A 25,187-nucleotide genomic window follows, 5' to 3' on the forward strand; every position below is an offset into this window, starting at 1 on the left:
GCACCACTGAAAAGACGCTGGACCCCACGTCACGCTGCACTTGTCTGCTGTGATCCACCTCACCCTGAGTGGTGGGCACGCAAAAGGGCCCGCGCACAGGCACGGGCCCTTCTGGTCGGCTCTGTCCGCCGGCGACGCTACGTGCGGTCACCCTTCGGCTTGCCCCGCTGGTCGGGTGTGCCGTGCGGCGGCGGGCTGAACGGCTGCGGGGACGTGGCCGGCGACACCGGAGAGCCCCCGTGCCCCTCACCCGTCTCGGGACGCAGCGCGCCCGGATCGCCGGACGTCGGCTCCGCGCCCTCGCGCAGCTGCTCCAGGCGGGACCCCAGCAGCTCGGTCACCGGCAGCCGGTCGGCGTGCGACCGCTCGTACGCCAGCAGTTCCTCCACCTCGTCCGCGGACAGCGACCGCACACGACTCTCCAGGCCGCCGATCGGCAGGTGGTCGTAGTCCGGCAGCGGCAGCGTGTTGCGGGCGGGATCAGTCATGGTTCTCACTTCCCTGTGGACGACGTGTACGACGTGTACGGCGTGGGGTGCGGAGCGGAGTGCGGGGAGCGGGGGTCAGCGGCCGCCCGGGCCGCCGCTGCCGAACGAGCCGCTGCTGCCCTCGTTCCAGCGGGGACGCTCCTGGGTCGCGCTCCTGCGGTCGCTCTGGTTGCCGTGCGTCTTCAGCTCGTGCGGAGTCAGACGGTCCTGGCTCCTCGGCACCTCCTCGGGCTCCCGGCGCTCACTCGTCTCACGGACCGGGCCGCCGTCGGGCAGTCGCGGCTGCTCGTCGGGCCGCGGCGTGGGCAGCTCCCTGCGCTTGATGCGCACGCCGAGGACGAAGGCCCCCAGCAGCAGGGCCACGACCACCACACCCGCCACGATCAGCCCGATGCCGAGGGCCCCGCGGCCCGCGGCCATCTCCATCCATGCGCTAGTCATGGCACGCGAGTACCCCTGGTCCTCCCCATGAACCTGCTCACCCCGACCGTGCGGCCCGGGTCTTCGACCGGTTCTCCTTGCGGACGGCGTCCAGCAGCTCCGCCTTCGACATGCGCGACCGCCCCTCGACACCGAGCCGCTTCGCGAGGTCGTACAGGTGCTCCTTCGAGGCACGCTCGTCGACGCCCTCGCCGCTGCGGCCGCCCTGCTGCCGGGGCCGGGCCGAGCGCGGGTCCGAAGGGGCCTTGCGGCCGCCCTCCTTGCGCTCCCAGTGGTCGCCGACCTTCTCATGCGTGTGCTTCAGCGCCCCGAAGGCCACGCGGTGCGCGCGCTCACCCTCGCCGTACTGCTCCACGGCCGAGTCGTGCGCCTTGATCCAGGTGCGCTGCGCCTCCTTGGCGGACCGCTCCAGGGTCGACGGAAGTTCCTCTCGCCCGGGCATGTGACTCACCTCCGTGCGTCGTCGTTCCCGGGCCTGCCGGGTGCCCGGTCGCCAGGGCCGGAAAACCGTACGGAACCCTTGGCGGCACCGGGTTTGACCCGCATCGGCGGGGCTACCCGCGCGGTGTGACGACATCCCAGCAGGAGCTGTTCCGGTTCCTGGAGGACCGCTTCGCCTGTGCCCAGGCGTGCACCGAGTGCGCCCGGGCGTGCGCGTTGCGCGCGAGCCTCGTGGATCCCGACGGCACCGAGAACCAGGAACTCGTACGACGCAAGGGCATCATGTGCGCGGAGGTCTGCGACGCGACCTGCCGTGTGCTGTCCGAGCAGAACCAGGTGGACGAGAACACCATCCGCGTCCAGGTGGAGTGGTGCCGGACCGTGTGCCTGGAGGCCGCGCACGTCTTCGACCGGCAGCCGGGGGCGGAGGACTCGGCGGCGGCGTGCCGTGCGTGCGCGCGGGCGTGCACCGACTTCCTCGCCACGCTGAACTGAGGAGGTTCCTCGCCACGCTGAACCGAGGAGGTTTTCGCGGGCTGGGCCGGGATGTTCCCGGGCCCTCGCCATTCCCAATTTCTGTAACGCGTTCTACCGTGTGCGCCGACAGGACCGGCCTTGGGAGCCTGGAGGCGCCGTGCACCTCGAATACACGCCCGAGCAGCAGCGGCTGCGCACGGAACTGCGCGCCTACTTCGCCGAACTGGTCCCGGACCACGCGTACGCCCGGCACGGCGACCCGGCCGCCCAGAAGCGGTTCTACCGCGAGACCATCCGGCGGCTCGGTGCGGACGGCCGGCTCGGCGTGGGCTGGCCCGAAGAGTACGGCGGGCGCGGCCTGACCGCGATGGAGCAGTTCATCTTCTTCGACGAGGCCGCCCAGGCCGGCGTCCCGCTGCCGCTCATGGCGCTGAACACCGTCGGACCGACGATCATGCGGTACGGGACCGAGGAGCAGAAGGCCTACTTCCTGCCGCGGATCCTCTCCGGCGAGATCGACTTCGCCATCGGCTACAGCGAGCCCGGAGCGGGCACCGACCTCGCGTCCCTGCGGACCCGTGCGGTGAGGGACGGCGACGAGTACGTCGTCAACGGCCAGAAGATCTGGACGACCAACGGCGACACGGCGGACTGGGTGTGGCTCGCGGTCCGTACGGATCCCGCCGCCCCGCCGCACAAGGGCATCACCATGCTCCTGGTGCCGACCACCGACCCCGGCTACTCCTGCACCCTCATCAACACCCTCGCCTCGCACGACACCACGGCCAGCTACTACGAGAACGTCCGCGTCCCCGTCTCCCACCGGGTCGGAGCCGAGAACGAGGGCTGGCGGCTGATCACCAACCAGCTCAACCACGAGCGCGTGACCCTGGCCGCCCACGGCACCATGGCGATCCGCGCCCTGCATGACGTGCAGCGCTGGGCGATGGAGACCAAGCTCGCCGACGGCCGCCGCGTCGCCGACCTGCCGTGGGTACGCCGCCTGCTGGCCCGGACCCACGCCCGGCTGGACGCGCTGAAGCTGCTCAACTGGCGGATGGTCGGTGCCGTCCAGGACGGCACCCTCACCCCGCAGGACGCCTCCGCCGTCAAGGTCTACGGCTCCGAGGCCCGGCGCGACGCCTACGCCTGGCTCATGGAGATCGTCGCCGCCCCCGGTGCGCTGAAGGAGGGCTCGGCGGGCGCGGTGCTGCGCGGCGAGCTGGAACGCGGCTACCGCTCGGCGGTCATCTTCACCTTCGGCGGCGGCAACAACGAGATCCAGCGGGAGATCATCTCGTGGATCGGGCTGGGGATGCCGCGGGTGCGACGCTGACGACCTGTGACGATGATTTCTCAGTCGGCACGTCTGCGCTCCGTCGTCACCGTACGGGAGAGGGGCGCCGCCGGCTTCAACGGCCGCTCGGTCACGCTCCGGCCGAGCTCGGCACCGAGTGCGTAGGAGGCCAGGCGCTCAGGCGGGGTCGGGGAGGGGGCGCCGGGCTACGTCGTGGGCGTCGTCCGGCGGTACGCCCAGCATCCGCAGGGTCATCTCGGCCAGGCTCATCGCGGCCTCGTCGCCGTCCAGGTCGGGGCGGGCGAATCTCAGCTCCACCAGGGACAGCAGGGTCCCGCCCAGTGCGGACAGGGCGACCGCCGGGTCGACGGCGGTGAAGCGGCCGGAGGCCATGCCGACCTCGAGGTCACGCAGTGCCCGCCGGGCCAGACCGTTGTCCGAGTGGATGTGACCGAGGCCGCGACGGCGCAGGACCTGCATGAGCTCCGGGTGGGAGTCGGCCATCCGGGCGCTGAGCCGGAATCCGGCCGCGACGAGTTCCGCCGGGTCGTCGATCCCGGCCAGGCGCTCGTCGAAGCTCTGGCCGTACTCCTCGAGAGCGTCCACCACCGCCGCCTCGAACAGCTCGGTCTTCGACTCGAAGTGGTTGTAGAAGGAGCCGAAGCCGACGTCGGCGCGCTCGGCGATCGCCTGGATGCTGACGCCGGTGTCACCGGTCTCGGCGAGTATCCGCCGGGCGGCGCGAACGAGCGCGCGACGGGTCTCGGCGCGGCGCCGCTCGAACCGGTTGCTGGGCGGGGCTGACGTAGGCATGCGCAGAGTCTAACCGCTGACCGATGACAACAGCAGCTCTGATGAATCCATCAATTCTATGTCGCTAACGCCTTGACGATGACACTGTCAGACTTGATGATTTCCTCATGACGGCGATGCTGATCGGAGGGCACCATGTCTGAAACCCCCGTCCACGGGCCTGACGTCAGGACGGCCCACCAGGACCTGCACAGCGAGCAGGGCGCCCTGCGCGGTGAGCATCCCGGCCGCTCCCGGAATCCCGTGATCAAGGTGGCGGACCTGGCCTGGCTGGAGTTCGAGAAACCGGACCTGGAGCGGGCCGAGGTCTTCGCCCGGGACTTCGGCTTCCAGGTCGCCGCGCGCACCGAGGGCGCGCTGTGGCTGCGCGGCACCTTCGCCGGTACGCCGTGCATGGTGATCCGGCGCGGGCGTACGTCCCGTTTCACCGGCCCGGCGTTCCGCGCGGCGGAACGGGCCGATCTGGACCGGCTGGCGCGGGCCACCGGCTCCGACGTGCGGGACGCGGACGTGCCGGGCGGCGGCAAGGCGGTCGGCCTGCTCGATCCCTCGGGCTTCCCGGTGCGGGTGGTGCACTGCGGCGAGCAGCTGTCGGCGCTGCCCGGGCAACGCCCGCTGCTGCTCAACTCCGGCACCGATCGCCCCCGTACGAACGGCACACAGCGCCCGCCGCGTGAGCCGTCCCGCATTCAGCGACTGGGTCATGTCGTCCTGGAGACCCGCGTGTTCAGCCGGGCCCTGGACTGGTACCTGGACACGCTGGGGATGATCGTGTCCGACTTCCAGTTCCTGGACGGGCAGCGCGAGCGCGGCCCCGTCATGGCGTTCATCCGCTGCGACCTCGGCAGTGTGCCGGCCGACCATCACACGCTGGCCATGCACCTGGGGCCGGGCACGGGCTATGTCCACTCCGCCTACCAGGTCACCGACCTGGACTCGATCGCCGTCGGCGGCGAGTACCTCAAGGAGCGCGGCTACCAGCGCAGTTGGGGCATCGGCCGGCATATCCAGGGCAGCCAGCTCTTCGACTACTGGCGCGACCCCGACCGCTTCATGCTGGAGCACTTCGCCGACGGCGACCTGTTCTCCTGCGACGTCGAGCCCGGGTGGGCGCCCCTGTCGACCAGTGGCCTCGCCCAGTGGGGACCGCCGGCCACCCGCGACTTCCTCGGCGCGAGCCCCTCCCCGCAGCGGCTGCGCGACGTCATCGAGGCCCTGCGCGGTGACAACGAGATGGACCCCGTACGCCTGCTGGGCCTGCTCAAGGCTGCCAGGTCCTGAATCCTCCGCCCCCTCACGAAGGTACTGACATGAGCACCAATGTCCTGCGCACCGCCGACGGCTGGTGGGTGGTCCTCCCTCATGCTCCCGACTCCGATCGAGCAGGGGAGACCCCCCTCGACCGGGCCGTCCCCGTCGACACCAAGGCCGTCACCACCGCCGAGCTGATCGCCGACCGTGACGCCGTACGCGAGGCGGCGCTCTCGGCCGAAGCGGGCACGCCCGTCGCCGACCTGGTGGCCCTCTCGCCGGTCACCACTCCTTGCCGGGTGGTCGCCCAGATGGTCAACTACCGCAGCCACGCCCGTGATTCGGGCTTCACCGGCGACATCCCGGCCACCTTCTTCCGGAAGGCGTCCGGCTCGGTCAGCGGACCCGGCGACGCCGTCGTGCGGCCCTCCCACGTGGAGTTCCTCGACTACGAGATCGAACTCGGGCTCGTCATGGGCGCGCCCCTGCCCGTCGGCACACCGGTCGAGGAGCGGGACCTGCCGTCGTACGTCGCCGGGCTCGTGATCACCAACGACATCAGCGCCCGCGATGTCCAGCTGACCAAGACGCAGTTCTACGAAAGCAAGTCGTACCCGACCTTCACGCCGACCGGCCCGTACCTGGCGCTGCTGGAGCTGGAGGACTTCGCCCACCTCCTCGATCTGCGCCTGAAGCTGTCCGTCAACGGCGACCTGCGCCAGGACCGCACCCTCGCCGACATGATCGTCCGCCCGGCGCAGGCCCTGACCCTGCTGGCCCGCTTCCAGACTCTCGACCCCGGCGACCTGCTGCTGACCGGCACGCCCGGCGGTACGGCGCTGAAGGCCCCGCCGAAGCCGGTGGAGAAGATCGGCGCACTGCTGCCGCCCGCCGTGAAGTGGAAGGCGTTCTTCAAGTCCCAGGCGAAGAACCCCCATTACCTGCACACGGGTGACGTGATCACAGCGACGATCGCGACCCCGGACGGCCGGATCGACCTCGGTGAGCAGCGCACGCCCGTCGCGGACGCGAAGCCGACCTCGAAGTGAGCCGCACATGACCGTCGAACGCAACGGGACAGACGCACCCGTGGTGATCATCGGCGCCGGACCGGTGGGCGTGACCGCCGCCCTCCTCCTCGCCCGGCGCGGAGTACGCACCGTAGTCCTGGACCGCCACCGGGACGTCTACCCCCTCCCGCGCGCCGTCGCCACCGACGACGAGGTCCGCAGGATCCTCCAAGCCGCGGGCGTGGGGGAGGAGTTCACCGCGATCGCCCGCCCGGCGAACGGGCTGCGGCTGCTGGACGCCCGGCACCGGGTGATGGCCGAGTTCCGCCGCACCGGGCACGGCCCGCACGGCTACCCGCAGACCAGCATGTTCGACCAGCCCGACCTGGAGCGACTGCTGCGCGACGCCTTCGCCCGGCACCCGGAGTGCGAACTGCGCGGCGGCGTGGAGGTCACCGGCATCGGCCCCGACACCGAGGGCCCCCTGCGGGTGACCTATCGCGACGACGACGGCGACCACCAGCTGCGGGCCGAGGCGGTGCTCGGCTGCGACGGGGCGAACAGCCTCACCCGTGACGCCATCGGCGCCGTATGGGAGGACCTGGGCTTCGAGGAGGGCTGGACCGTCATCGACGTCCGCACGAAGGCCGATGTCCGCTGCTGGGAGGGCGTCGACCAGGTCTGTGACCCGCACCGCCCGGCGACCTTCATGCGCGTCGGCGAGGACCGCTACCGCTGGGAGTTCCGGCTCCGGGACGCCGAGGAGCCGGTGCGCGAGCTGGTCGCACCGTGGCTGCCGCCTTCCTGCGACGAGGAGTTCGAGATCGTCCGCGAGGCGCAGTACACCTTCCGGGCGCGCGTCGCCGACCGATGGCGCAGCGGACGGGTCTTCCTCCTCGGTGACGCCGCCCACCTCACCCCGCCGTTCATCGGGCAGGGCCTGTGCTCGGGGCTGCGCGACGCCTACAACCTCACCTGGAAGCTCGCCCGGGTCCTCCAACAGGGCGGCGACGAGCGGTTGCTGGCCACATACGAGAGCGAGCGCAAGCCGCACGCCCGGCATGTGATCCGGCTCGCGGTCGCCATGGGCTGGGCCATGACCGGCGGCCAGGACGGCGCCGCCGCAGTGCGCCGCAGACTCCTGACCGCGGCCTGCCGCATACCCGGCCTGACCGCGGCGGCCGGCCGCGACCTCAGCCCGCCCCTGACCGCCGGGCCCCTCGTCCGACGCCGCCTGCGCAGGAGCCTGGTGGGCACCCACTGCCCGCAACCGTGGATCACCGCCGAGGGACGGCACACGCGCCTCGACGAGTTGCTCGGCGACTCCTTCACCGTGCTGACCGCCGCGGAACCCTGGCCCTCGCTCAACGCCCTCGCCCACGGGCTCGGCGCCCGGTCGATCCCCGTGACCGGCCTCGGCGACGACGGCACGCTCGCCGCCTGGCTGCGCGCCGGCCGGGCCGACGCCGTCCTGCTGCGCCCCGACCGCGTCGTCATGGACGTCGTCCCGGCAGGGGACCGCGCCTTCACCGACACCGCCACCTGGGCGGCCCTTCTGCACACCACGCACAGCCCCCCACTGTCACCCGGACGGACCGTCGAGAACAGCCTGCTGAGGAGCGCCACACGATGACCGTGCCCGAGCCTTTCACGACGCTTGATCCGCAGGCCGTCGCGGACAGCCACATCATGGACTTCGCGCGCCACGTCGGCCTGGCCGGCTCCGACTACGCCGCCCTGCACCGCTGGTCGGTCACCGACCTGGAGGGTTTCTGGGGCGCGGTGTGGGAGTACTTCGACATCGACGCGGACACCCCGTACGAGCAGGTACTGGCGGAGGAGCGGTTGCCCGGCGCCCGCTGGTTCCCCGGCGCCACCCTCAACTACGCCCACCACGCCCTGCGCAACCTCGCCGACGACGCCGTGGCGATCATCGCCCTCGATGAGACCGGCTCCGGCTACGAGGTGACCGCGAGACGCCTGCGTGCCCAGGTCGCCTCCGTCGCAGCCACCCTGCGCGACCTCGGCGTCGGCAAGGGGGACCGCGTGGTGGGCTACCTGCCCAACACCCCGCACGCGATCGTCGCGTTCCTCGCCGCCGCGAGCCTGGGCGCGGTGTGGTCGGTCTGCGGGCAGGACTACGCCCCCAAGGCCGCCGCCGACCGCTTCGCCCAGCTCGAACCCACCGTCCTGATCGGAGCCGACGGCTATCTCTTCAACGGCACCACGCACGACCGCCGCGACGCCACCCTCGAACTCGTCGGCGCGCTGCCGACGCTGAAGGCGACGCTCCTGGTGGACCACGTGGGCCTGCCGTGGCCGTCGCAGGCGTACCCGTCGCTGATCGTCCCTTGGGAGGACGCCGCCACCCGTGCCGAGGAACTCACCTGTACGCCGGTGCCGTTCGACCACCCCCTGTGGGTGGTGTTCTCCTCCGGCACCACCGGCCTGCCCAAGGGCATCGTCCACGGCCACGGCGGCGTCCTGCTGGAGCATCTGAAGTCTCTCGGCCTCCACTCCGACCTCGGCCCCGGCGACCGTCTCCTGTGGTACACCACCACCCACTGGATGATGTGGAACCTGGTCGCCTCCACGCTGCTGACCGGCGCCACGACGTGCACGTACGACGGGAGCCCGGCACCCTTCGCCAAGCTGGACGTCCTGTGGGAACTGGCTGCGCGCCACAGGGTGACCGTCTTCGGCACCAGCCCCCAGTACCTGCTGGGCATGGCCAAGTTCGGCATCGACCCGTCCGTCCACGACCTGTCGTCGATCCGAGTGGTGGGCTGCACCGGCTCCGCCCTGCCCGCGTCCGCCTACCCCTGGGTCCGTGACCACGTCGGCGACCACGTGCTGCTGGCATCCATCAGCGGCGGCACGGACGTCGTCTCCGGCTTCGCGGGCAGCGCACCCAACCTCCCTGTCTGGGCGGGCGAGTTGTCGGCGCCCCACCTGGGCGTGGCCCTGGCCGCGTACGACGCCGAGGGCTTCCCGGTCGTGGACCAGGTCGGGGAACTGGTCGTCACCCGCCCGATGCCGTCGATGCCGCTGTACTTCTGGAACGACCCCGACGGCACCCGCTACCGCGACGCCTACTTCTCCTCCTACCCCGGCGTGTGGCGGCACGGCGACTGGATCACGGTCACGGGACACGGCTCCGTGATCGTCCACGGCCGCTCGGACAGCACCTTGAACCGCAACGGCGTACGCCTGGGCAGCGCCGACATCCACGACGCCGTCGAACGCCTCCCCGAGATCACCGAGGCGCTCGTCATCGGTGCCGAGGAACCTGACGGCGGCTACTGGATGCCGCTGTTCGTGGTCCTCGCCGCCGGGGTGACCCTGGACGACCCGCTCCGCGAGAAGATCAAGGAAGCCATCCGGACCGGGGCATCACCCCGCCACGTACCCGACGAGATCCTCGAAGCACCGGGCATCCCGCACACCCGCACCGGAAAGAAACTCGAAGTCCCCGTCAAACGCCTCCTCCAGGGCGTCCCCGTCGAGCAGGTCGTCAACCCCGCGGTCGTGGACGCCCCCGACCTCGTCGATCACTTCGCCCGCCTGGGCGCCGGACGCCGGGGCCGGTCGACGTGACAACCGCACAGACCACCCTCGCCGTCGTCCTGGCCCTGGTCTTCCTGCCACTGGGAGCGGCGAAGATCGCCGCCGTGCCGTTCATGCGGCAGGCGGCAGCACACCTCGGCATGTCGCCGAGCCTCTACCGCGTCGTCGGCATCCTGGAAGTGGCCGGAGCGGCGCCGTGCCGGCCTTGACGGCGGTGGCGTATGCCGGGCTGGCGGTCGGTACCGGCTGACGGCCCGCAGCGTACGCCGTCCAGCGGAGGGGGGCGTCGACAGCCAACATGCGCCCCCTTCTCGCGGCTCCTACCGTGGATGAGTGAACGACCGACGCGTGAGGGGTTCCCGAGACGGAAGGCCAGAGCCGGAGAAAACCCTGAGCGAGTTCGTCCTCCCGATACAAGAAACGGGGGACCCAGGATGTGCCGCTGGATCGCCTACTCGGGTACGCCCGTCCTTCTCAGCCAGGTCCTCTTCCAGCCGGAACACTCCTTGATCGACCAGAGCCTGCACTCCCGCATGGGGGTGGAGACGACCAACGGCGACGGTTTCGGTGTCGGCTGGTACACGCAGGACACGGACACTCCGGCGGTGCTGCGGGATGTCGGTCCGGCTTGGAACAACCGCAATCTGCTGGAGGTCGCCCACCACGTTCGCTCGGGTCTGTTCTTCGCGCACATCAGGGCATCGACCGGGACGGCCGTGCAGCAGACCAACTGCCACCCCTTCCGGAGCGGTCGCTGGATGTGGATGCACAACGGGGCGATCAGCGGGTTCCACAGCCTCCGGCGTGACCTCGCTCTGGCCGTCGATCCGGACCTGTATCTCGACATCGAGGGTTCCACCGACTCCGAGCTCATGTTCTTCCTGGCCCTCACCTTCGGCCTGACGGAGGACCCTCCCGGTGCCGTGGCGCGCATGGCAGGCCTGGTCGAGAAGGAGGGGCACGCGCACGGCGTCCCCCACCCGCTGCAGATGACCCTCGCGGTGGCCGACGGCGAACGCGTATGGGTGTTCCGCTACTCCAGCGAGGGCCGCTCGCGGTCGTTGTACTTCAGTACCAAGGTGGACACCCTGCGCGCGCTCCACCCGGATGCCGCGTTCCTGCGGGACATCTCCGACGAGACCCGCCTCGTCGTCTCCGAACCGCTGGGCACCCTCCCCGGGGCGTGGAACGAGGTGCCGGAGAGCAGTTACGGCATCATCCAGCCGGGCGGAGACGCGCTCCATGCTTTCCGGCCCGCCCCGCAGGGTGACTCGGCCCGGAGCTGACCGGCGAACCCGTCAGGGATGGTGAGCTCCGTGCCCGAGACCCACGACGACGCCCGAGGACCGGCCGTTCCGATCGTTCCGGCCGTCCCGTCCGCCGATCCCCTGGGAAACCCGCTCCTGCGCACCCGGTTCGCCCTCCCCGCGAGGCCTGCGACGTTTCTACGGCGGCAGCGGCTCGTCCAGCACCTCGACCAGGCTCTGCGGACACCGTTGACACTGGTCAACGGTGTGGCAGGGGCCGGCAAGACCGTGCTGGCCGCCGACTGGGCCGCCGGACTGCCGCCACCGGTCGCCTGGCTCAGCGTAGAAGTGGGGGACCGGCGTCCCGGGGTCTTCTGGGCCTACGTCCTTCAGGCACTGCGCACCTGCGGTGCACTGGCATCCGACGCGGTCGGGGCCCCTGCGGACGCGACCGGGGTGGACCAGAAGCTGCTGGCGTCCCTCGCCGCCGAGCTGGACGACCGCGACCGGCCCGTGGTCCTCGTGCTCGACGAGTACGACCGCGTGACCGCCCCGGAGGTCGCGGAGCAGCTGGAGTTCGTGCTGCACCACGCCGGGCGGGGCCTGCACCTCGTCCTCGTCACGCGCACCGAACCGCTGCTTCCGCTGCACCGTTACCGGGCGGCCGGTGAGCTGACGGAGATCCGCGCCGCCGAGCTGGCCTTCACTCCCGAGGAGGCCGCCGCGCTGCTGGAGCTGCACGGTCTGATCCTGCCGGTCCACGCCGCACGGGCCTTGGTGGACCGCACCCGGGGCTGGGCCGCCGGCCTGCGCCTGTCCGCCCTGGCCGCCCGGGAGAGCGCCGACCCGGAGCGCTACCTGAAGGAGTTCGAGGCGGACCGCAACACGGTCGCGGACTTCCTGCTGGCCGAAGTCCTCAAGACACAGCCGGAAGAGACACAGGACCTCCTGCTGCGCGTCAGCGTCCTGGAGCGCTTCTGTCCCGGCCTGGCCGACGCACTGACACTCCGCGCCGATGCCGAACCCGTGCTCGCCGGGCTGCACCGCGGCAACGCGTTCGTGGAGCACCTCGGGCACTCGTGGTACCAGCTCCATCCGCTGTTCGGGGAGATACTCCGGGCCCATCTGCGCGAGCGCCTGCCCGGCCTGGAGCCGGAACTCCACCGGCGGGCCGCGCGGTGGCTGCGTCGTCACGGATTCCTGCCGGAGACGCTCGCCCACGGCGCCGCCGCGGGAGACTGGGATTTCGCCGCCGGTGCCCTCGTGGACGACCTGGCGATCGGACAGCTCTTCACCGGCCTGCGCTCGGGTGACCTGGCCCAGGTGTTCTCCCCCATGGGGCCCGAGGCCAGGAGTCCGGCGTCGGACCTCGTACGCGCGGCCCACGACCTGTCCCGGTGCGACCTGGACCGCGGTCTGCCCCGCCTGCGCCGTGCCGAGAAGCACCTGGCCGGCGACGCGCCCGACCTGGCGGCTGCCCAGCTGAGCTGCGCGCTGCTGGAGGCACTGGCCGCCCGGCTGACCGGATGTCCCCCACGGGCCGAGAAGGCCGCCGAAGCGGCCGACGCGCTGCGGCGGGAAGTCCCGGAGCACCTCCTGGACGAGCATCCCGAAATCCCCGCCCTGCTGCTGACCCATCTGGGATCGGTGCGGCTGTGGGCCGGGCGTTTCGACGACGCGCGCGCTGCCCTGACCACCGTGGCAGGGACTCCCGGCGCAGCCTCCACCGTGCTGCCCCGGGAGGAGTCGATGGGGCACCTGGCCCTGCTCGACTATCTGAACGGCTGGCTCGGCCGGGCGGAACGCAGGGCCCTCGCGGCGGTGTCCGAGGCGGAGCGGGTCGGCCTGCCCCAGCCGTCCGGCTCCGGCATCGAACGGCTGGTCCTGGCCGCCGTGGCCGTCGACCGCCATGAACTGGACCGGGCCCAGGCCCTCCTCGACGAGGTGGCCCTCCCCTCGGGAACGCGTGATCCGGTGCCCGCGGCGGGACGAGCCCTCGCCTCAGCTCGTCTGCTGATGGCCAGGGGCAGGGTACGAGCCGCCGTCGAGGCGGCGGACCCGGCCGTCTCCGCCGCCGTGGCATCACCTTGGGCGGCAAGCCATGAAGCGCTCGTCGCCTCCGCCGCCCACCTGGCCGAAGGCCGGCCGGACGAAGCCACCGCGGTACTCCGGCGCGTCTCCGGCGACCAGCCCGCGTGTGCCGTGGAGGCCGCGGCGATCCAGCTCGCCGCGGGGCGTCCCGAGGCGGCCGTCGACCTGCTCGACAGCATCCGCACCCAGGGCGGGACGGGTCCGGCGGTGACCGTGAGGGCAGCGCTCGTGAGGGCTCGGGCCGCGGAGGAGTCGGGAGACACCGCGACAGCCCGCAGGCTCGTGGCCCAAGCGCTCCTCGACGCCCGGCGCGAGCGGCTGCGGCGTCCTTTCCTCGATGCGGGAGCTTGGATCGGGCCACTCCTGGCCACGGCTCCGCTGCACGAGCTGGCAGCGGGCTGGCTCATGCCCGGCCCGCCCCCCGCGGGACGGGATGAGCGGCCCGGCCCGCAATCGCCGCCCTCGCCACTCGTCGCGGTGGAGCTGAGCGGACGCGAGCGTGACGTCCTGGAGCGGCTGGCCGGGATGATGTCGACGGAGGAGATCGCCGCCGACCTCTATGTGTCGGTGAACACGGTGAAGACCCACCTCAAGAGCGTGTACCGGAAGATGGCGGTGAACCGGCGCAGCGACGCCGTGCACCGCGCGCGCGACCTCGGGCTGTTGTGACGGTCAAGGGCGCCGGTGGCGGCGCCAGTACCAGAGCACGCCGACCGCTGCGGACGCCGTGGCCAAGGCGATGCCGAGGACCGGCCAGCGGCTGTCGGCGATGCGCAGCCCGGTCAGGAAGGTCGCGGCGGTCAGAGCGAGCGGAATCAGGAGGGAGAGGAGGGCGCGGAGCGCGGCCGCGACTGCTTCCGGTTCGAGGCGGGAGGTCCGGTGGCGCGGGGCGGGTGCGGTGTCGGCGAAGTAGTAGGCGAGGACACGGTCTGCCAGCCGGGCGTCGGCGCGCCGGTAGATCACCGCCATGTACGGGAGCCAGACGAGGGGGGCGACCGTTCCGACCAGGAAGACCACGCCGAGGAGCAGCCACCGCCAAGCCTGGACGGCGACCCGGCGCAGGCGTCGGCCCGTTTCATGACTCGCTTCGTCCGGCGGGAGGATGCCGAGGAGGTGTGCCATGCGCAGGGTGACGTTCCACAGGGCCGCCCACCGCTTCCAGCGGGTGGGTGCGCCGGCGGCGCGTCCGGTGCGGGTGAGCGCGTGCTGCGCCTGCCGCGTGTCCTCGTACACACCTTGGAGGACGAGGAGTTCCCCGGCGCGGGCGCTCGCTGTGGGGTCGCGGCCGTCGAGGGCGGCCAGCTCCAGGACCGTACGTGCCTGGCGGAGCAGCGCCGCGCAGAACGCGACGGGAATGAGGACGAGGAACGGGCCGCCCACGATCGATCCCTCCGATACGACGGCCCGACGGCCGCGGGCGATCACCCGGGCCCGGAGCTCCGTCTCGGTGGCGTCGGGGTGGCTCCGCCGAAGTGAGGCGATCGCTTCGGGTACGGCCGGACCGATACGGCGGACGGCGAAGTCGGCGAGGAGTTCGGGCAGGTGTCCGGGATCGGTGACGACCGACGCCAGCAGCGAGCGTTCAGGGAAGGGCTTCCTGCGGGAACCCGCAGCTCTCAGATTCTCCCGAGACGGCACAAATCGTATCTATCACGAATCGCCCTGGTATCGGCGCCCGCATTCTCCACCAGCGGAACCGTCGCGGCGCGGCCCTTCCCCCGTGGCGGGTGAGGCACGGGGCCCGTGCCTGGGATGTGATGGGCGGGTCGACTCGGCGAGGTGGACAGTGTGAAGCACTGGCGGGCTCTGATCGTCCTCGGTACGGCCCAGTTCCTGATGGTCCTGGACACCTCCGTCATGAACGTGTCCATCAGTCAGCTGGTCGAGGACTTCGACACCGAGGTCACCGCCATCCAGGCCGTCATCACCCTGTACGCGCTGGTCATGGCCGCTTTCATGGTCATCGGTGGCAGGTTCGGGGACATCCTGGGGCGTCGCCGCATGTTCCTTCTGGGGCTGGTCGTCTACGGCGTGGGATCGGCCCTGACAGCCGTGGCGCCCACGCTGTGGGTCCTCACGCTGGGCTGGTCCGTCATCGAAGGGCTCGGAGCCGCCATGGTGCTGCCGGCGATGGCCGCCCTCGTCGCCGAGTCGTATCGCGGGAAGGACCGGGCCATCGCCTACGCGGTCATCGGCGGGCTCGCCGGCGCCGGGATCGCGGTCGGCCCGCTCCTGGGGGGCTGGGTGACGACGTACCTCACCTGGCGGCTGGTCTTCGCCGGCGAGGTCGTGGTCGTCGTGGCCGTCCTGCTGTGCCGCCGGGTGATCGCGAAGTCCGCCCCGAGCGGCCCGCGTCCGCGGCTGGACGGGGTCGGCGCGGTGCTGTCCGCGGCCGGGCTGGGGCTGGGCGTGCTCGGGGTGCTGCAGAGCAGCACCTGGGGGTGGGTGCAGCCCCGCAACCCGCCCTTCACCGTCTTCGGCTTCGCCCCGACCCTGTTCGTCGTCGGTGCCGGGGCGGCCGTCCTGGCCCTCTTCCGGCTCTGGGAGCGGCGGCGGGAGCACCAGGGCGCCGACCCCCTCGTGCACCTGTCCCTGCTGGGCAGGCCCGTCCTGCGGTCCGGCCTGATGACGCTGCTGAGCCAGAACCTCATCCTGCTGGGGCTGTTCTTCACCATCCCGCTGTACTTGCAGGTGGTTCAGGGATTCGATGCCTTCGAGACGGGTCTGCGGCTGCTCCCGGTGTCCGCCACGATGCTGGTGACCTCCCTTTCCGCGTCCTCGCTGGGGCGGGTGTGGGGGCCGCGCCGGGTGGTCCGGCTGGCCCTGGTGACCCTGGCGGCGGCCATCGTGTGGCTGCTGGCCACCATCGACCCGGTCATCGACGACGCGCAGTTCGCCGGCGCCGTGGCCCTGCTGGGCGTCGGCGTCGGCCTGCTCGCCTCGCAACTGGGCAACGTCGTCCAGTCCGGCGTCGGAGAGACGGAACGCAGTGAGGCCGGAGGGCTCCAGTTCACGGCACAGAATCTGGGCTCCGCACTGGGCACCGCCCTCATCGGGTCGATCCTCATCGGTGCGCTCGCCCACGCCTTCACCTCGCAGGTGGCGGACAACCCGCGGCTGTCCGAACAGACCCGTCAGGAAGTCGGTGTCGCTCTCCAGGCGGGGGTCACCTTCGTCTCCACCGATCAGGTGCGCTCGGCGGCCGAGCGTGCCGGGTTGCCACCGCCCGAGGTCGACGCCGTCGCGGACTCCTATGCCTCCGCGCAGCTCGACGGTCTGAAGGCGGCGATCCTGGCCACCGGCGGCATCGCTCTCGCCAGTCTCCTGGTCACACCGCGCCTGCCGACGGCCGGGGACAGCCGTCCGCGGCGGCCGGACGCCGACGCTCCGGCCGGAGTGAGCGGCTCGACGAGCTGAATCCGGAGGGAGTCACCGGTGCCGAGGACCAGAACCGGAACGACAGCCGGCCCGGCCACGGCCCGCGCGGAGCGCCGGGCCGAGCGCCGGGCCCGCGCGGACTACACGGGCGGCGTCTACGGATCCATGCTCGCTGCCTCCGTGGTGGTCGGCGCCGGCTCCCTGGGCTCGTTCCCCCGCGTCGAGCTGGTGCTGTTGCTGTTGCTCACCGGCGTGGTGTTCTGGATCGGGCACGTGCACGCCCAGCTCTTCGGGGCGCGCCTGGCGCAACAGACTCCGGACCGCCGGGTCGTTTGGAACGTGTGCCGTGACGAGTGGCCGATCGTCAAGGCCGCCGTCCCGCCTGCCGCCGCGGTGGTCGTCAGTCCGCTCCTGGGCCTGGACGTGCGCGGCGCCCTCTGGCTGGCCCTGTCCGTCGCCGTGGCCGGACAGGTGGGCTGGTCCGTGGCCGCGGCCCGCCGCGCCGGTGCTTCGCGGCGGCTCATGGCCGTCACCGCGTCGGTCAACCTGCTGCTCGGTCTGCTGATCATCGCCGTCAAGATCGTTCTGAAGCATTGATCCCGGGCTCGTTGCCGGGCGACGGTCACCTGTACCGGGTGAGGCCCCGAAGGAACACGGAGGCGGACGATCGCAGGGTAGGGCGCCGTCCGCCTGTCCGAGGCAGTCGATGGAAGGACAGCTCGTGCGCTACGAGATCCGAGTCGAGGGACACCTGTCGGAGACGTTGGCCAAAGCCTTTCCGGAGCTGGGCCATGTGGTGATGTCCGGCCAGACCGTCCTGTTCGGCCCCGTCGTGGACGAAGCGCACCTGTACGGGCTGCTGGCTCGCTGCCAGTCACTGGGACTGCGGGTCTTGGAGATGCGCCAGCTGCCCGAGTGACGGGACCGGGGCGCCGCGCTCAGAGCTGCTTCGCCCTGATCCGGCCGGAGCGGCGGGCCGCTTCCAGCGCCGCGAAGTCCCGCTCGTTCTGGTCGGCGTAGGACTGGGCGAACTCGGTGAGCGCGCGGTCGAAGCGGTCGCTGCCCCCCAGGTAGGCGGCGAGGGCCAGGGGATCGCCCGAGCGGGCGTGGGCCCGTGCCAGGGACGCCCCGCACAGCCGGCCGAAGAGGGAGAGCAGACCAGGGCCCATGGTCTCCGGCCGTGCGATGCCCTTCCAGTCCCACAGTTGACGCACGTAGAAGTCCCGGCCCCGCCCGTCGAGGCCCACGACGTGCGTCCAGCCGAGGAAGATGTCGCCGGTCGTCTGCATCAGGCGCTGTCCGGCCACCACCCGGCGGCCCTGGTTGTCGTAGCGCTCGCCGCCCGTGTGCGGGGCCAGCACCGACTCCTGGGCTTCCTTGGCCTGAAGCAGCAGGGGATCGTCGTCGTCCCTGCCGAGCAGGAGCAGCACCCAGCAGCGCGTACCGACGCTGCCGACGCCCACCACCTTCCGGGCCAGGTCCACCAGACGGTAATGCCGCAACAGGTGCCGGCGCTCGGACGGCAGGGTCCGCGCGTACCCGTCCAGGAGGGTCTGGAGTTCCTTCTCCCGCCCTGCCTCGGACGAGTCGGCCGACAGCTGGGAGAGCGGGGTGATCAGCGGTGGGTCCGGGGCGATGCGCCGGCCCTCGGCCGTGACGCGGGTGAGCTTCTCGAAGGCCCTCAGATGCGTACGCGTACGGGCGCGCGCCGCGGCCTCGGCGGTACGGCGTCTGGTCTCCCTGTCCAGCGACTTGTCGTCCGACGACGCCAGCAGTTCCCGCAGCCGGTCGGCGTCGTCCTGGGCGTACCAGATGTCCAGGGTGCGCATGCCGGCGAACTCGCGCATCCGCTCCCGGTAGGCCCGCACACAGGCCCGCACGGTGCTGTTCTGCTCCTTGCGCGAGAAGCCGTTGGCCCGGCCGGCCGTCACGAAACCGGCCGCCAGTCGCTTCACGTCCCATTCGAACGGTCCGGGCAGGGTCTCGTCGAAGTCGTTGATGTCGAAGACCAGACGGCGCTCCGGCGAGGCGAGCAGCCGGAAGTTCAGCGGGTGGGCGTCCCCGCAGAGCTGCACCTGCAGTCCGGTGTTGGGCAGGGGTGCCAGGTCCGCCGCCATGATCGCGGCTGCGCCGCGGTAGAAGCGGAACGGCGACTCCAGCATGCGGCCGTAGCGGATCGGCACCAACTCCGTTACACGATCGGCCGACTGATGCTCGATCACCTCGATCGGGTCGGGTCGCCGCTGCGCCGTCTCGTACCAGCCGTGGCACGAACGCGACGCCCGTCTGCGCGCGTTCCTGCCGTACGCCGCTCGCTCGGCCGGCGACAGGGACGCGGTGAAAGCGCTGGGTACGGTCATGGTCCGGCCTCCCTGTCCCGAGTCCCCGCGTCGGTGCCGGTGCCGGTGCCGGTGCCGGTGCCAGTGCGCGGCTGGGCCGGCGGCTCCCGGCGCTGCCGGCTCAGCCCCGCCTGGACCGCGCTCGCCAGCACCCGTGCGGCGACGCCCACGAGCAGCAGCCCTCCCGCCATCTGCACCATCGTCAGCACCCGCCCGGTCTGGGAGCGTGCCGCGATGTCCCCGTAGCCGACGGTGCTGAAGGTGGTGAGCGTGAAGTACAGGGCGTCCGTCCTGGTCATCGGCTCGCTGAAGGAGTCCGGGGCGGAGCGGTCCAGCAGGTAGTAGGCGCCTGCGAAGAGGACCAGGAACAGGGCCAGCGTGGCGGCCAGTGCCTCGACTGCCTTCAGACGCGGGTGGGCTGAGCGCATGATGGCCCGCACCTCCCAGCCGAACACCAGCAGCACCGCCAGCAGGCCGCACACGAGCAGCGCCGAGGCACCGGCGGTACCGCGCTCGTCCAGGGGCAGCAGGTAGTAGGCGGTGACGAGGCCGGCGGCGATGAGCACGGCGCGGGCGACGGCGGCGACAGCCGCCCACCGGCGGGGGCGGAGCCGCCTGCGGCGCCGGTGGGCGTCCGGCCCGGACCGGGCGCGGTCCGTCGGGGCAGTGCTCGGATCGCTCATCTCGTGTCTCTTCGTTCCGTCCGGCGGCCGGAAGGCTGCTGGGGGCAGAGCTCGGGGGGTTCCCACCTCACCGCCCCGGCGGCGTCACCGGATCACCCGTGGCGGGTGACCCGGCTTCCGGCGGCAGGCGTGACCCTGGAGCGGTCAGGTCCTCGCACCCGCACACACCCCACACACACCGCCCCGTCGGCGGCCGGAAGCGACCGTCCGATCACGCGAGGAGGAGCCATGACCATGTCGCGTGATCCGGCATCGCGCACCGGGCAGGAACACGAGCCCGACGGGGCGGCCCCCGGTCCGCCGGACGAACCCGCGCAGGCACTGGCGCGGCTCGGCCGTTCATGGACCTGGCTGCTGGCCTCGGCCGCCGCGACCCTTGTCCTGGGCGTCCTGGTACTGGTCTGGCCGGAGGTGACCCTGCACATCCTGGCGGTCCTCATCGGCCTGCACCTGCTGGTGGCCGGGGCGTTCCGGTTCGTCGAGGTCTTCGCCCGGGAGGGGCACGAACGGCTCCCGGGGCTGTTCCTGTCCGTGCTGTACGTCCTTGCCGGCGTGCTGTGCCTGCGGAACCCGCTGCAGACGATCGCCGCGCTCTCACTGATCGTCGGGGTCGTCTGGCTGGCGTCCGGCATCCTCACCCTCTACACGGCCGTCGCCGCGAAGGACCTGCCTCACCGCGGCGTCCTCCTGGGCGTCGCGGTGCTCGCCGTCGTCGCGGGGATCGTGGTGCTCGCGCTGCCGGCCGAGTCGGCCCGCGCCCTGACCCGGCTGCTCGGCCTGTGGCTCGTCCTGCTCGGCCTGGGCGAGGCGGTGGTCGCCCTCGCGTGGCGGGCCGCACTCCGTAAGACGCATCCCACGGGGCCGCGGGCCCCCGCCGCGACGGACTGACACCGCACCTGCCGCTCCGGTGGGGGCGGCAGAGCACCGGACCCCGCGGTCGCCTCGGCCACCCGCCGTCGTCCCGAGCGGCGACCGGCACGGCCGAAGCGGCGCACGGAGAGGAGCACCCATGAACCCGGCCGAGACCCCGGATCCGCCGGACTCCGGCGGAACGCCGCACCACAAGCACGTCATGACGGCCGAGGAACGAGCGGAATACGAACGGCTGCGCCGACACGCGGCGGTGCGCCACCGGCGGGTGCGCCGGGCCGGCTCCTCGGTCCTCCTCCTGCTGGCCCTGCTGCTCGCGCCCCTGGCCGTCGTCGCGGCCTGGGTCCAGGACACGGTCTCCGACACCGACAGATACGTGGAGACCGTCGCGCCGCTGGCGTCCGAGCCGCCCGTACAGGAGGTCGTGATCAACCGGCTCACGGACCGCGTGGTGGAGAACGTGGACGTCAAAGCGGTGACGGACTCGCTCACCAGGGTCCTCCAGGACGCCGGGGCACCACCCCGCGTCGTGGAGGGGGCCGAGTCCCTCGAAGGCCCGCTGCGCAACGCGGTCAGGACCGTCGTGGACCGCACCGTGACCCGCGTGATCACCAGCGACGTCTTCCAGCAGGTGTGGGAGGGCGCCAACCGGCGGTCGCACGCCGCGGTGGTGAACATGCTCACCGGTGAAAGGGAGGGCGCTCTGCGCGCCGAGGGCGACACGGTCCAGCTGGACGTGGGAGCGGTCGTCGACCAGGTACGGGAGCGGCTCGTCGACGCCGGCTTCGACAAGGCGGCCGCCATCCCGGACACCGACCGGACGATCACGCTGTTCCAGGCCGAGGAACTGGGCAAGGCACAGGACACGATGCGGCTGCTGGACATCCTCGGCACCTGGCTGCCCGTCCTGACCGTCGTCCTCGCCGCGCTCGCCGTGTGGACCAATCCGGCCCACCGCGTGACGTTGGTGATCACCGCGACGGGCGTCGGCGTGATGATGGTGGTGCTGCTCGTCGGGCTGGCCGTGGTCCGACGGGTCTACCTGGACTCCGTCCCGCCCACCGCGCTGCCCACCGACGCGGCCGCGGCGATCTTCGACACGTTCGTCCGGTTCCTGCGGGACAGCACCCGCACCCTGCTCGTCGTCTCGGTGATCACGGCACTGGTCGCGTACCTGTACGGTCCCGGACGCCCCGCCCGCGCCGTCCGCACGGTGACGGACCGGGGCACGACGGCCGCCGGCCGAGGGCTGCGCCGCGCCGGAGTGCGCACCGGATCCACCGGACGCTGGCTGGCGGGTCACCGGGCATGGATCACCGGTGGCGTCATCGCGGCGGGAGCGCTGGTGCTCGTGTTCTGGAACCACCCCACGGTCGGAGCGGTGGCGCTCGTCCTCGGCATCGCCCTGGCCGTCCTGATCATCCTGGCGATCCTCGCGGCCGCCGCCGGACCGGCCGACCGAGCGGGGCAACGGGCGGCGCTGTGAGTCATGGCAGGAAAACCCGGCCTCGGGCGCGCGTCCGGCAAGCACACGGAGCCCGACAGGCATACGGAGCCCGGCAGGCACACGGTCGCGCGGTTCGCGGCACGCGCGCGGTCCGGGACCACGGCCCGGCTGCTGTCCCGCCTGGCGGCGCTCAGCATCGTGGAGGGCTCCGTGAGGCTGGCCGCGCAAGCCTTCCTCACCGCGCTCCCGCTGCTGATGACCGTCGCGGCGTTCGCCCCCCGCGAGGTGCAGGATCTGCTGGCCGACTCCCTCCGCGCTGTTCTGGGGGTGCGCGGCGACACGCTCGACGAGGTACGCCGTGCTTTCACCGCCACCGGCACGACGCGGGACGCCGTGGGTGCAGTGGGCGTGGTGGTGACGCTCGTGTCCGCCACGGCCTTCAGCCGGGCGCTTCAGGCGGTCTGCGAGCGGTGCTGGCGCCTGCCCAGGACACCGGTGCGGGCCGCGCTCTGGCGCTGGCTGCTCTGGCTGCTCGTCTGGCTGGGTGTCCTCATGGTCCAGGCACCGCTGCGCAGCGGGTTCGGCGGCGTCGTGGTGACCGGATGGGTGCTGTCCGCGCTGTCGGCGACCGCGCTGTGGTGGTGGTCCCAGCACTTGCTGCTGGGCGGCCGGATCGGCTGGCGGAGCCTGCTGCCGGGGGCACTGCTCGCGGGCCTGGGCACGGTCGTACTGAGCTGGGCCGCCGGTCTGTTCGTGCCCACGGCGATGGAGCGCAGCCTGCGGGAGTTCGGCCCGCTGGGGCCCGTCTTCACGTTCCTGTCCTGGTTGATCGCCGTGTTCCTGGTGGCCGTCTCGGGCCTCGCCATCGGCCAGTACGTCGCCTCGTCCGACTGGTACCGGACACGCCGGCCGGCCCGCAGGCTCACCCGCGTCGGGTGAGGCACCCGGCCCCGGCTGTGCTCACGCTGAAGACAGCACCCCAGGGCGGCCGGGCGAGCGCCCGGAAACGGAGAAGAGACATGAGCGCACAGACGTACCTGGCGTACGACTATCCCCTGCTGAGCGTCTTCTGGAGCATGCTCCTGTTCTTCCTGTGGATCATGTGGTTCGTCCTGCTCTTCCGCGTCGTCTTCGACATCTTCCGCGACGACGAGATGAGCGGGTGGGCGAAAGCCGGATGGCTGGCGTTCACCGTCCTGCTGCCCTTCCTGGGCGTCTTCGTCTACGTGGTCGCCCGCGGCAAGAACATGGGTCGCCGGGAAGTAGCGCAGGCGCGAGCACAGCAGGAAGCCTTCGACGCCCGCATCAGGGAAGCCGCGGGAAGCGCGGGCCGGTCCAGCAGCATCGACGAACTGGCCAAGCTGTCCGACATCCGCGCCCGCGGCGACATCACGGACGAGGAGTTCCGCAGGGCCAAGGAACTGGTCCTGGCCGGCCACGGCCCGGCGGAGCACGCCGGCTCCACCGCCCGCACCTCCGGTCACTGAGCATCCGCGCACCATGAATCGAGGCACAAGATGACCGCGACACACACCCGGCCGGAACACACGGCGAAGCAGGAATGGGCAAGCGGCCTGACGGCCTTCGCGGCCGTGATGCTCTTCCTCGTCGGCCTGCTCGACATCTTCCGGGGCATCATGGCCATCGCCGAGGACGACATCTTCGTCACGACGCGCAACTACGTGTTCGAGTGGGACCTGACAGGCTGGGGCTGGATCCACCTCGCTCTGGGCGCGCTCGCCGTGATCGTCAGCGTCGGGCTGCTCAAGGTCTCGGCGTGGGCGCGCGTCGCCGGCGTGGGCATCGCCGGACTCGTCATCGTCGCCAACTTCCTCTCCCTGCCGTACTACCCGGTGTGGTCGGTCGTGATGATCGCGATCTCGGGCTTCATCATCTGGGCCGTGTGCGTGGTCCAGCGCGACAACCTCTTCGACCTGTCCGAGGAGCGCCCGTCGTCCGAGGAGCGCCGACCCTACGAGGAGCGCCGAACCTACGAGCGGCGTCCACCGTCCTAGTGCGACACGGCGTACATATGGGCAGTGCCGGACGGGCGCGCCTTGCCGTGCTCACCCTGCTGGCAAGCGTCACGGTGCCGCTCGTGGCCGCCGGTCTGCGGAGCGTGCTGTGGGCGCTGGCCGGCATCGCCGGGCTGGCGCTCGCCGCCGTCGGGGTGTGGTGGACCCTGGCACACACCGGCGTGCTGCGCGCCCTCGGGGCGGCCCTGTCGGTGGCCGCGCCGGCCGCTGTCCTCGCCCTGTACGCGACGTTCGGCATGCTGGGGCCGGCCTTGCTGTCCCTGGGCCTGTGGCTGCTGGCCGTCACGGCGGCACGTACGGCCCTGGTACCTGGTCGCACCGCCGCCTCCCCGCAGGCTTCCGTGGAGGCACCCCGTACCCCGTGGATCCTTATGAATCCACGCTCCGGCGGCGGCAAGGTAGGCCGTTTCCACCTGGTGGAAAGAGCCCGGACGGCGGGCTGCCGGGTGGCCCTGCTCGACGCGGACCGGCACCAGGACGTCTCCGAGCTGGCCCGGCAGGCCGTCGCCGAGGGAGCCGACCTCCTGGCGGTGGCGGGCGGCGACGGCACCCAGGCGCTGGTCGCCGAGGTCGCGGCGCGCCACAACCTTCCCTTCGTGGTGATTCCCGCCGGTACCCGCAACCACTTCGCCCTCGACCTCGGCCTGGACCGCGATGATCCGGCGGCGGCCCTGGAAGCCCTGACCGACAGCGTCGAACTCCGCGTCGACCTCGGGTACGCCGCGGACCGGGTCTTCGTCAACAACGCCTCGTTCGGCACGTACGCGTCCATCGTCACCGACCCCGCGTACCGGGACGCCAAAGCCCGCACGGCCCTACGCACCCTCCCCGGCCTCCTCACCGGCGAGGACGCGCCCGGACTGCAGGCGCGAGCGGACGGAACCCACCTCGACGGACTCCAGGCACTCCTCGTCAGCAACAACCCCTACGGACGTGCCGTCGACGCGGCCCGTCCGGGGCGCAGGGAACGACTGGACGCGGGACTCCTCGGCGTGGTGTGCGTGCGGGTCGGCAACACCGCTCAAGCGGCGCGCATGGTGGCCGGTCCGCGCTCCGGGGGAATCATCCGGCTGAGCGCCGGGGAAGTCGTCGTCGAAGCCGCCACGGACACCCTCCCGGTCGGCATCGACGGAGAGCACGTCGTGTTGCCGTCACCCGTCGTGTGCCGCATCGCGCCCGGGACGCTCCGGGTGCGTGTGCCGCGCCGTCGCCCCCACGCACCGATGGTCAGCGGCGGGGCGGCCGACTGGCCGCGCGTGGCACGGTTGGCGCTGCGGCGCCTGCCTGTTCCCGGGTGAGTGGTGCTGACCG

At 71.9% G+C, this 25,187-nt stretch carries 25 protein-coding genes; 18 read left to right on the forward strand and 7 right to left on the reverse strand.

What is annotated here, in order from left to right:
• Positions 1 to 137: 137 nt before the first annotated feature.
• The 3 genes from ACZ3I3_RS33785 to ACZ3I3_RS33795 all read right to left on the reverse strand — a co-directional run bounded on the left by ACZ3I3_RS33785 (position 138) and on the right by ACZ3I3_RS33795 (position 1,371).
• Complete coding sequence (locus ACZ3I3_RS33785) at positions 138 to 488, reverse strand: DUF8129 domain-containing protein (protein ID WP_467371268.1); 351 nt, start codon at positions 486 to 488, stop codon at positions 138 to 140.
• 75 nt (positions 489 to 563) lie between these two features.
• Entirely contained in the window at positions 564 to 929 is a 366-nt protein-coding gene (locus ACZ3I3_RS33790; RefSeq protein ID WP_467371270.1) for a DUF6479 family protein, read from the reverse strand.
• 37 nt (positions 930 to 966) lie between these two features.
• Positions 967 to 1,371 (reverse strand): ChaB family protein, encoded by a 405-nt coding sequence (locus ACZ3I3_RS33795; protein ID WP_467371272.1) that lies wholly within the window; start codon positions 1,369 to 1,371, stop codon positions 967 to 969.
• Between the two features lie 125 nt (positions 1,372 to 1,496).
• On the opposite strand from ACZ3I3_RS33795, the gene ACZ3I3_RS33800 reads away from it, so the two are divergent.
• Both ACZ3I3_RS33800 and ACZ3I3_RS33805 read left to right on the forward strand, forming a co-directional pair.
• The gene (locus ACZ3I3_RS33800; RefSeq protein WP_467371274.1) at positions 1,497 to 1,865 is read left to right on the forward strand and encodes a four-helix bundle copper-binding protein; all 369 of its coding nucleotides are present in this window, start codon (positions 1,497 to 1,499) and stop codon (positions 1,863 to 1,865) included.
• A 139-nt stretch (positions 1,866 to 2,004) separates the two neighbouring features.
• Positions 2,005 to 3,183, forward strand: a complete 1,179-nt coding sequence (locus ACZ3I3_RS33805; RefSeq protein ID WP_467371276.1) for an acyl-CoA dehydrogenase family protein — start codon at positions 2,005 to 2,007, stop codon at positions 3,181 to 3,183.
• Positions 3,184 to 3,321: 138 nt separating this feature from the next.
• On the opposite strand, the gene ACZ3I3_RS33810 is transcribed toward ACZ3I3_RS33805, so the two are convergent.
• Positions 3,322 to 3,957, reverse strand: a complete 636-nt coding sequence (locus ACZ3I3_RS33810) for a TetR/AcrR family transcriptional regulator (RefSeq protein WP_467371278.1) — start codon at positions 3,955 to 3,957, stop codon at positions 3,322 to 3,324.
• Between the two features lie 135 nt (positions 3,958 to 4,092).
• Between ACZ3I3_RS33810 and ACZ3I3_RS33815 the strand changes: the two genes are divergently transcribed.
• The 7 genes from ACZ3I3_RS33815 (at position 4,093) to ACZ3I3_RS33845 (ending at position 13,792) form a co-directional block, all read left to right on the forward strand.
• On the forward strand, positions 4,093 to 5,238 hold the full coding sequence (locus ACZ3I3_RS33815; protein WP_467371280.1) for a VOC family protein: 1,146 nt from the start codon (positions 4,093 to 4,095) through the stop codon (positions 5,236 to 5,238).
• Positions 5,239 to 5,267: 29 nt separating this feature from the next.
• Positions 5,268 to 6,257, forward strand: a complete 990-nt coding sequence (locus ACZ3I3_RS33820) for a fumarylacetoacetate hydrolase family protein (RefSeq protein ID WP_467371282.1) — start codon at positions 5,268 to 5,270, stop codon at positions 6,255 to 6,257.
• Between the two features lie 7 nt (positions 6,258 to 6,264).
• Positions 6,265 to 7,851: a bifunctional 3-(3-hydroxy-phenyl)propionate/3-hydroxycinnamic acid hydroxylase MhpA gene (mhpA, locus tag ACZ3I3_RS33825; RefSeq protein WP_467371284.1), complete on the forward strand. Its 1,587-nt coding sequence runs from the start codon at positions 6,265 to 6,267 to the stop codon at positions 7,849 to 7,851.
• The gene (locus tag ACZ3I3_RS33830; RefSeq protein WP_467371286.1) at positions 7,848 to 9,815 is read left to right on the forward strand and encodes an acetoacetate--CoA ligase; all 1,968 of its coding nucleotides are present in this window, start codon (positions 7,848 to 7,850) and stop codon (positions 9,813 to 9,815) included. The genes mhpA and ACZ3I3_RS33830 overlap by 4 nt, the downstream gene beginning before the upstream one ends.
• Entirely contained in the window at positions 9,812 to 9,994 is a 183-nt protein-coding gene (locus ACZ3I3_RS33835; RefSeq protein WP_467371288.1) for a DoxX family protein, read from the forward strand. Before ACZ3I3_RS33830 ends, ACZ3I3_RS33835 begins: the two co-directional genes overlap by 4 nt.
• A gap of 225 nt (positions 9,995 to 10,219) precedes the next feature.
• Complete coding sequence (locus tag ACZ3I3_RS33840) at positions 10,220 to 11,071, forward strand: class II glutamine amidotransferase (protein WP_467371290.1); 852 nt, start codon at positions 10,220 to 10,222, stop codon at positions 11,069 to 11,071.
• Between the two features lie 18 nt (positions 11,072 to 11,089).
• Positions 11,090 to 13,792: a winged helix-turn-helix domain-containing protein gene (locus ACZ3I3_RS33845; RefSeq protein ID WP_467371292.1), complete on the forward strand. Its 2,703-nt coding sequence runs from the start codon at positions 11,090 to 11,092 to the stop codon at positions 13,790 to 13,792.
• 3 nt (positions 13,793 to 13,795) lie between these two features.
• Here the strand turns inward: ACZ3I3_RS33845 and ACZ3I3_RS33850 are convergent, their stop codons facing one another.
• The gene (locus tag ACZ3I3_RS33850; RefSeq protein WP_467371294.1) at positions 13,796 to 14,761 is read right to left on the reverse strand and encodes a hypothetical protein; all 966 of its coding nucleotides are present in this window, start codon (positions 14,759 to 14,761) and stop codon (positions 13,796 to 13,798) included.
• Between the two features lie 150 nt (positions 14,762 to 14,911).
• On the opposite strand from ACZ3I3_RS33850, the gene ACZ3I3_RS33855 reads away from it, so the two are divergent.
• From ACZ3I3_RS33855 to ACZ3I3_RS33865, 3 genes are all read left to right on the forward strand, one after another.
• Positions 14,912 to 16,540: an MFS transporter gene (locus tag ACZ3I3_RS33855; protein ID WP_467371343.1), complete on the forward strand. Its 1,629-nt coding sequence runs from the start codon at positions 14,912 to 14,914 to the stop codon at positions 16,538 to 16,540.
• 18 nt (positions 16,541 to 16,558) lie between these two features.
• Complete coding sequence (locus ACZ3I3_RS33860; protein ID WP_467371296.1) at positions 16,559 to 17,098, forward strand: hypothetical protein; 540 nt, start codon at positions 16,559 to 16,561, stop codon at positions 17,096 to 17,098.
• A gap of 124 nt (positions 17,099 to 17,222) precedes the next feature.
• Positions 17,223 to 17,420 (forward strand): hypothetical protein, encoded by a 198-nt coding sequence (locus tag ACZ3I3_RS33865; RefSeq protein ID WP_020276994.1) that lies wholly within the window; start codon positions 17,223 to 17,225, stop codon positions 17,418 to 17,420.
• Between the two features lie 19 nt (positions 17,421 to 17,439).
• Here ACZ3I3_RS33865 and ACZ3I3_RS33870 read toward each other — a convergent pair whose 3' ends face one another.
• Positions 17,440 to 18,861, reverse strand: coding sequence for a DUF2252 domain-containing protein (locus ACZ3I3_RS33870; RefSeq protein ID WP_467371298.1), 1,422 nt, complete (start codon positions 18,859 to 18,861; stop codon positions 17,440 to 17,442).
• Positions 18,858 to 19,523: a potassium channel family protein gene (locus ACZ3I3_RS33875; RefSeq protein WP_467371300.1), complete on the reverse strand. Its 666-nt coding sequence runs from the start codon at positions 19,521 to 19,523 to the stop codon at positions 18,858 to 18,860. Before ACZ3I3_RS33875 ends, ACZ3I3_RS33870 begins: the two co-directional genes overlap by 4 nt.
• 228 nt (positions 19,524 to 19,751) lie before the next feature.
• Between ACZ3I3_RS33875 and ACZ3I3_RS33880 the strand changes: the two genes are divergently transcribed.
• The 6 genes from ACZ3I3_RS33880 (at position 19,752) to ACZ3I3_RS33905 (ending at position 25,174) form a co-directional block, all read left to right on the forward strand.
• The gene (locus tag ACZ3I3_RS33880; protein WP_467371302.1) at positions 19,752 to 20,411 is read left to right on the forward strand and encodes an HdeD family acid-resistance protein; all 660 of its coding nucleotides are present in this window, start codon (positions 19,752 to 19,754) and stop codon (positions 20,409 to 20,411) included.
• Positions 20,412 to 20,532: 121 nt separating this feature from the next.
• Positions 20,533 to 21,879 (forward strand): hypothetical protein, encoded by a 1,347-nt coding sequence (locus ACZ3I3_RS33885; protein WP_467371304.1) that lies wholly within the window; start codon positions 20,533 to 20,535, stop codon positions 21,877 to 21,879.
• Positions 21,880 to 21,882: 3 nt separating this feature from the next.
• The gene (locus ACZ3I3_RS33890) at positions 21,883 to 22,779 is read left to right on the forward strand and encodes a YhjD/YihY/BrkB family envelope integrity protein (protein ID WP_467371306.1); all 897 of its coding nucleotides are present in this window, start codon (positions 21,883 to 21,885) and stop codon (positions 22,777 to 22,779) included.
• Between the two features lie 80 nt (positions 22,780 to 22,859).
• Positions 22,860 to 23,327: an SHOCT domain-containing protein gene (locus ACZ3I3_RS33895; RefSeq protein ID WP_467371307.1), complete on the forward strand. Its 468-nt coding sequence runs from the start codon at positions 22,860 to 22,862 to the stop codon at positions 23,325 to 23,327.
• Positions 23,328 to 23,357: 30 nt separating this feature from the next.
• Positions 23,358 to 23,855 (forward strand): DUF7144 family membrane protein, encoded by a 498-nt coding sequence (locus ACZ3I3_RS33900; protein WP_467371309.1) that lies wholly within the window; start codon positions 23,358 to 23,360, stop codon positions 23,853 to 23,855.
• Between the two features lie 17 nt (positions 23,856 to 23,872).
• Positions 23,873 to 25,174: a diacylglycerol/lipid kinase family protein gene (locus tag ACZ3I3_RS33905; RefSeq protein WP_467371311.1), complete on the forward strand. Its 1,302-nt coding sequence runs from the start codon at positions 23,873 to 23,875 to the stop codon at positions 25,172 to 25,174.
• Positions 25,175 to 25,187: the final 13 nt, after the last annotated feature.

Source organism: Streptomyces sp. NPDC016851 (genome assembly GCF_055562795.1).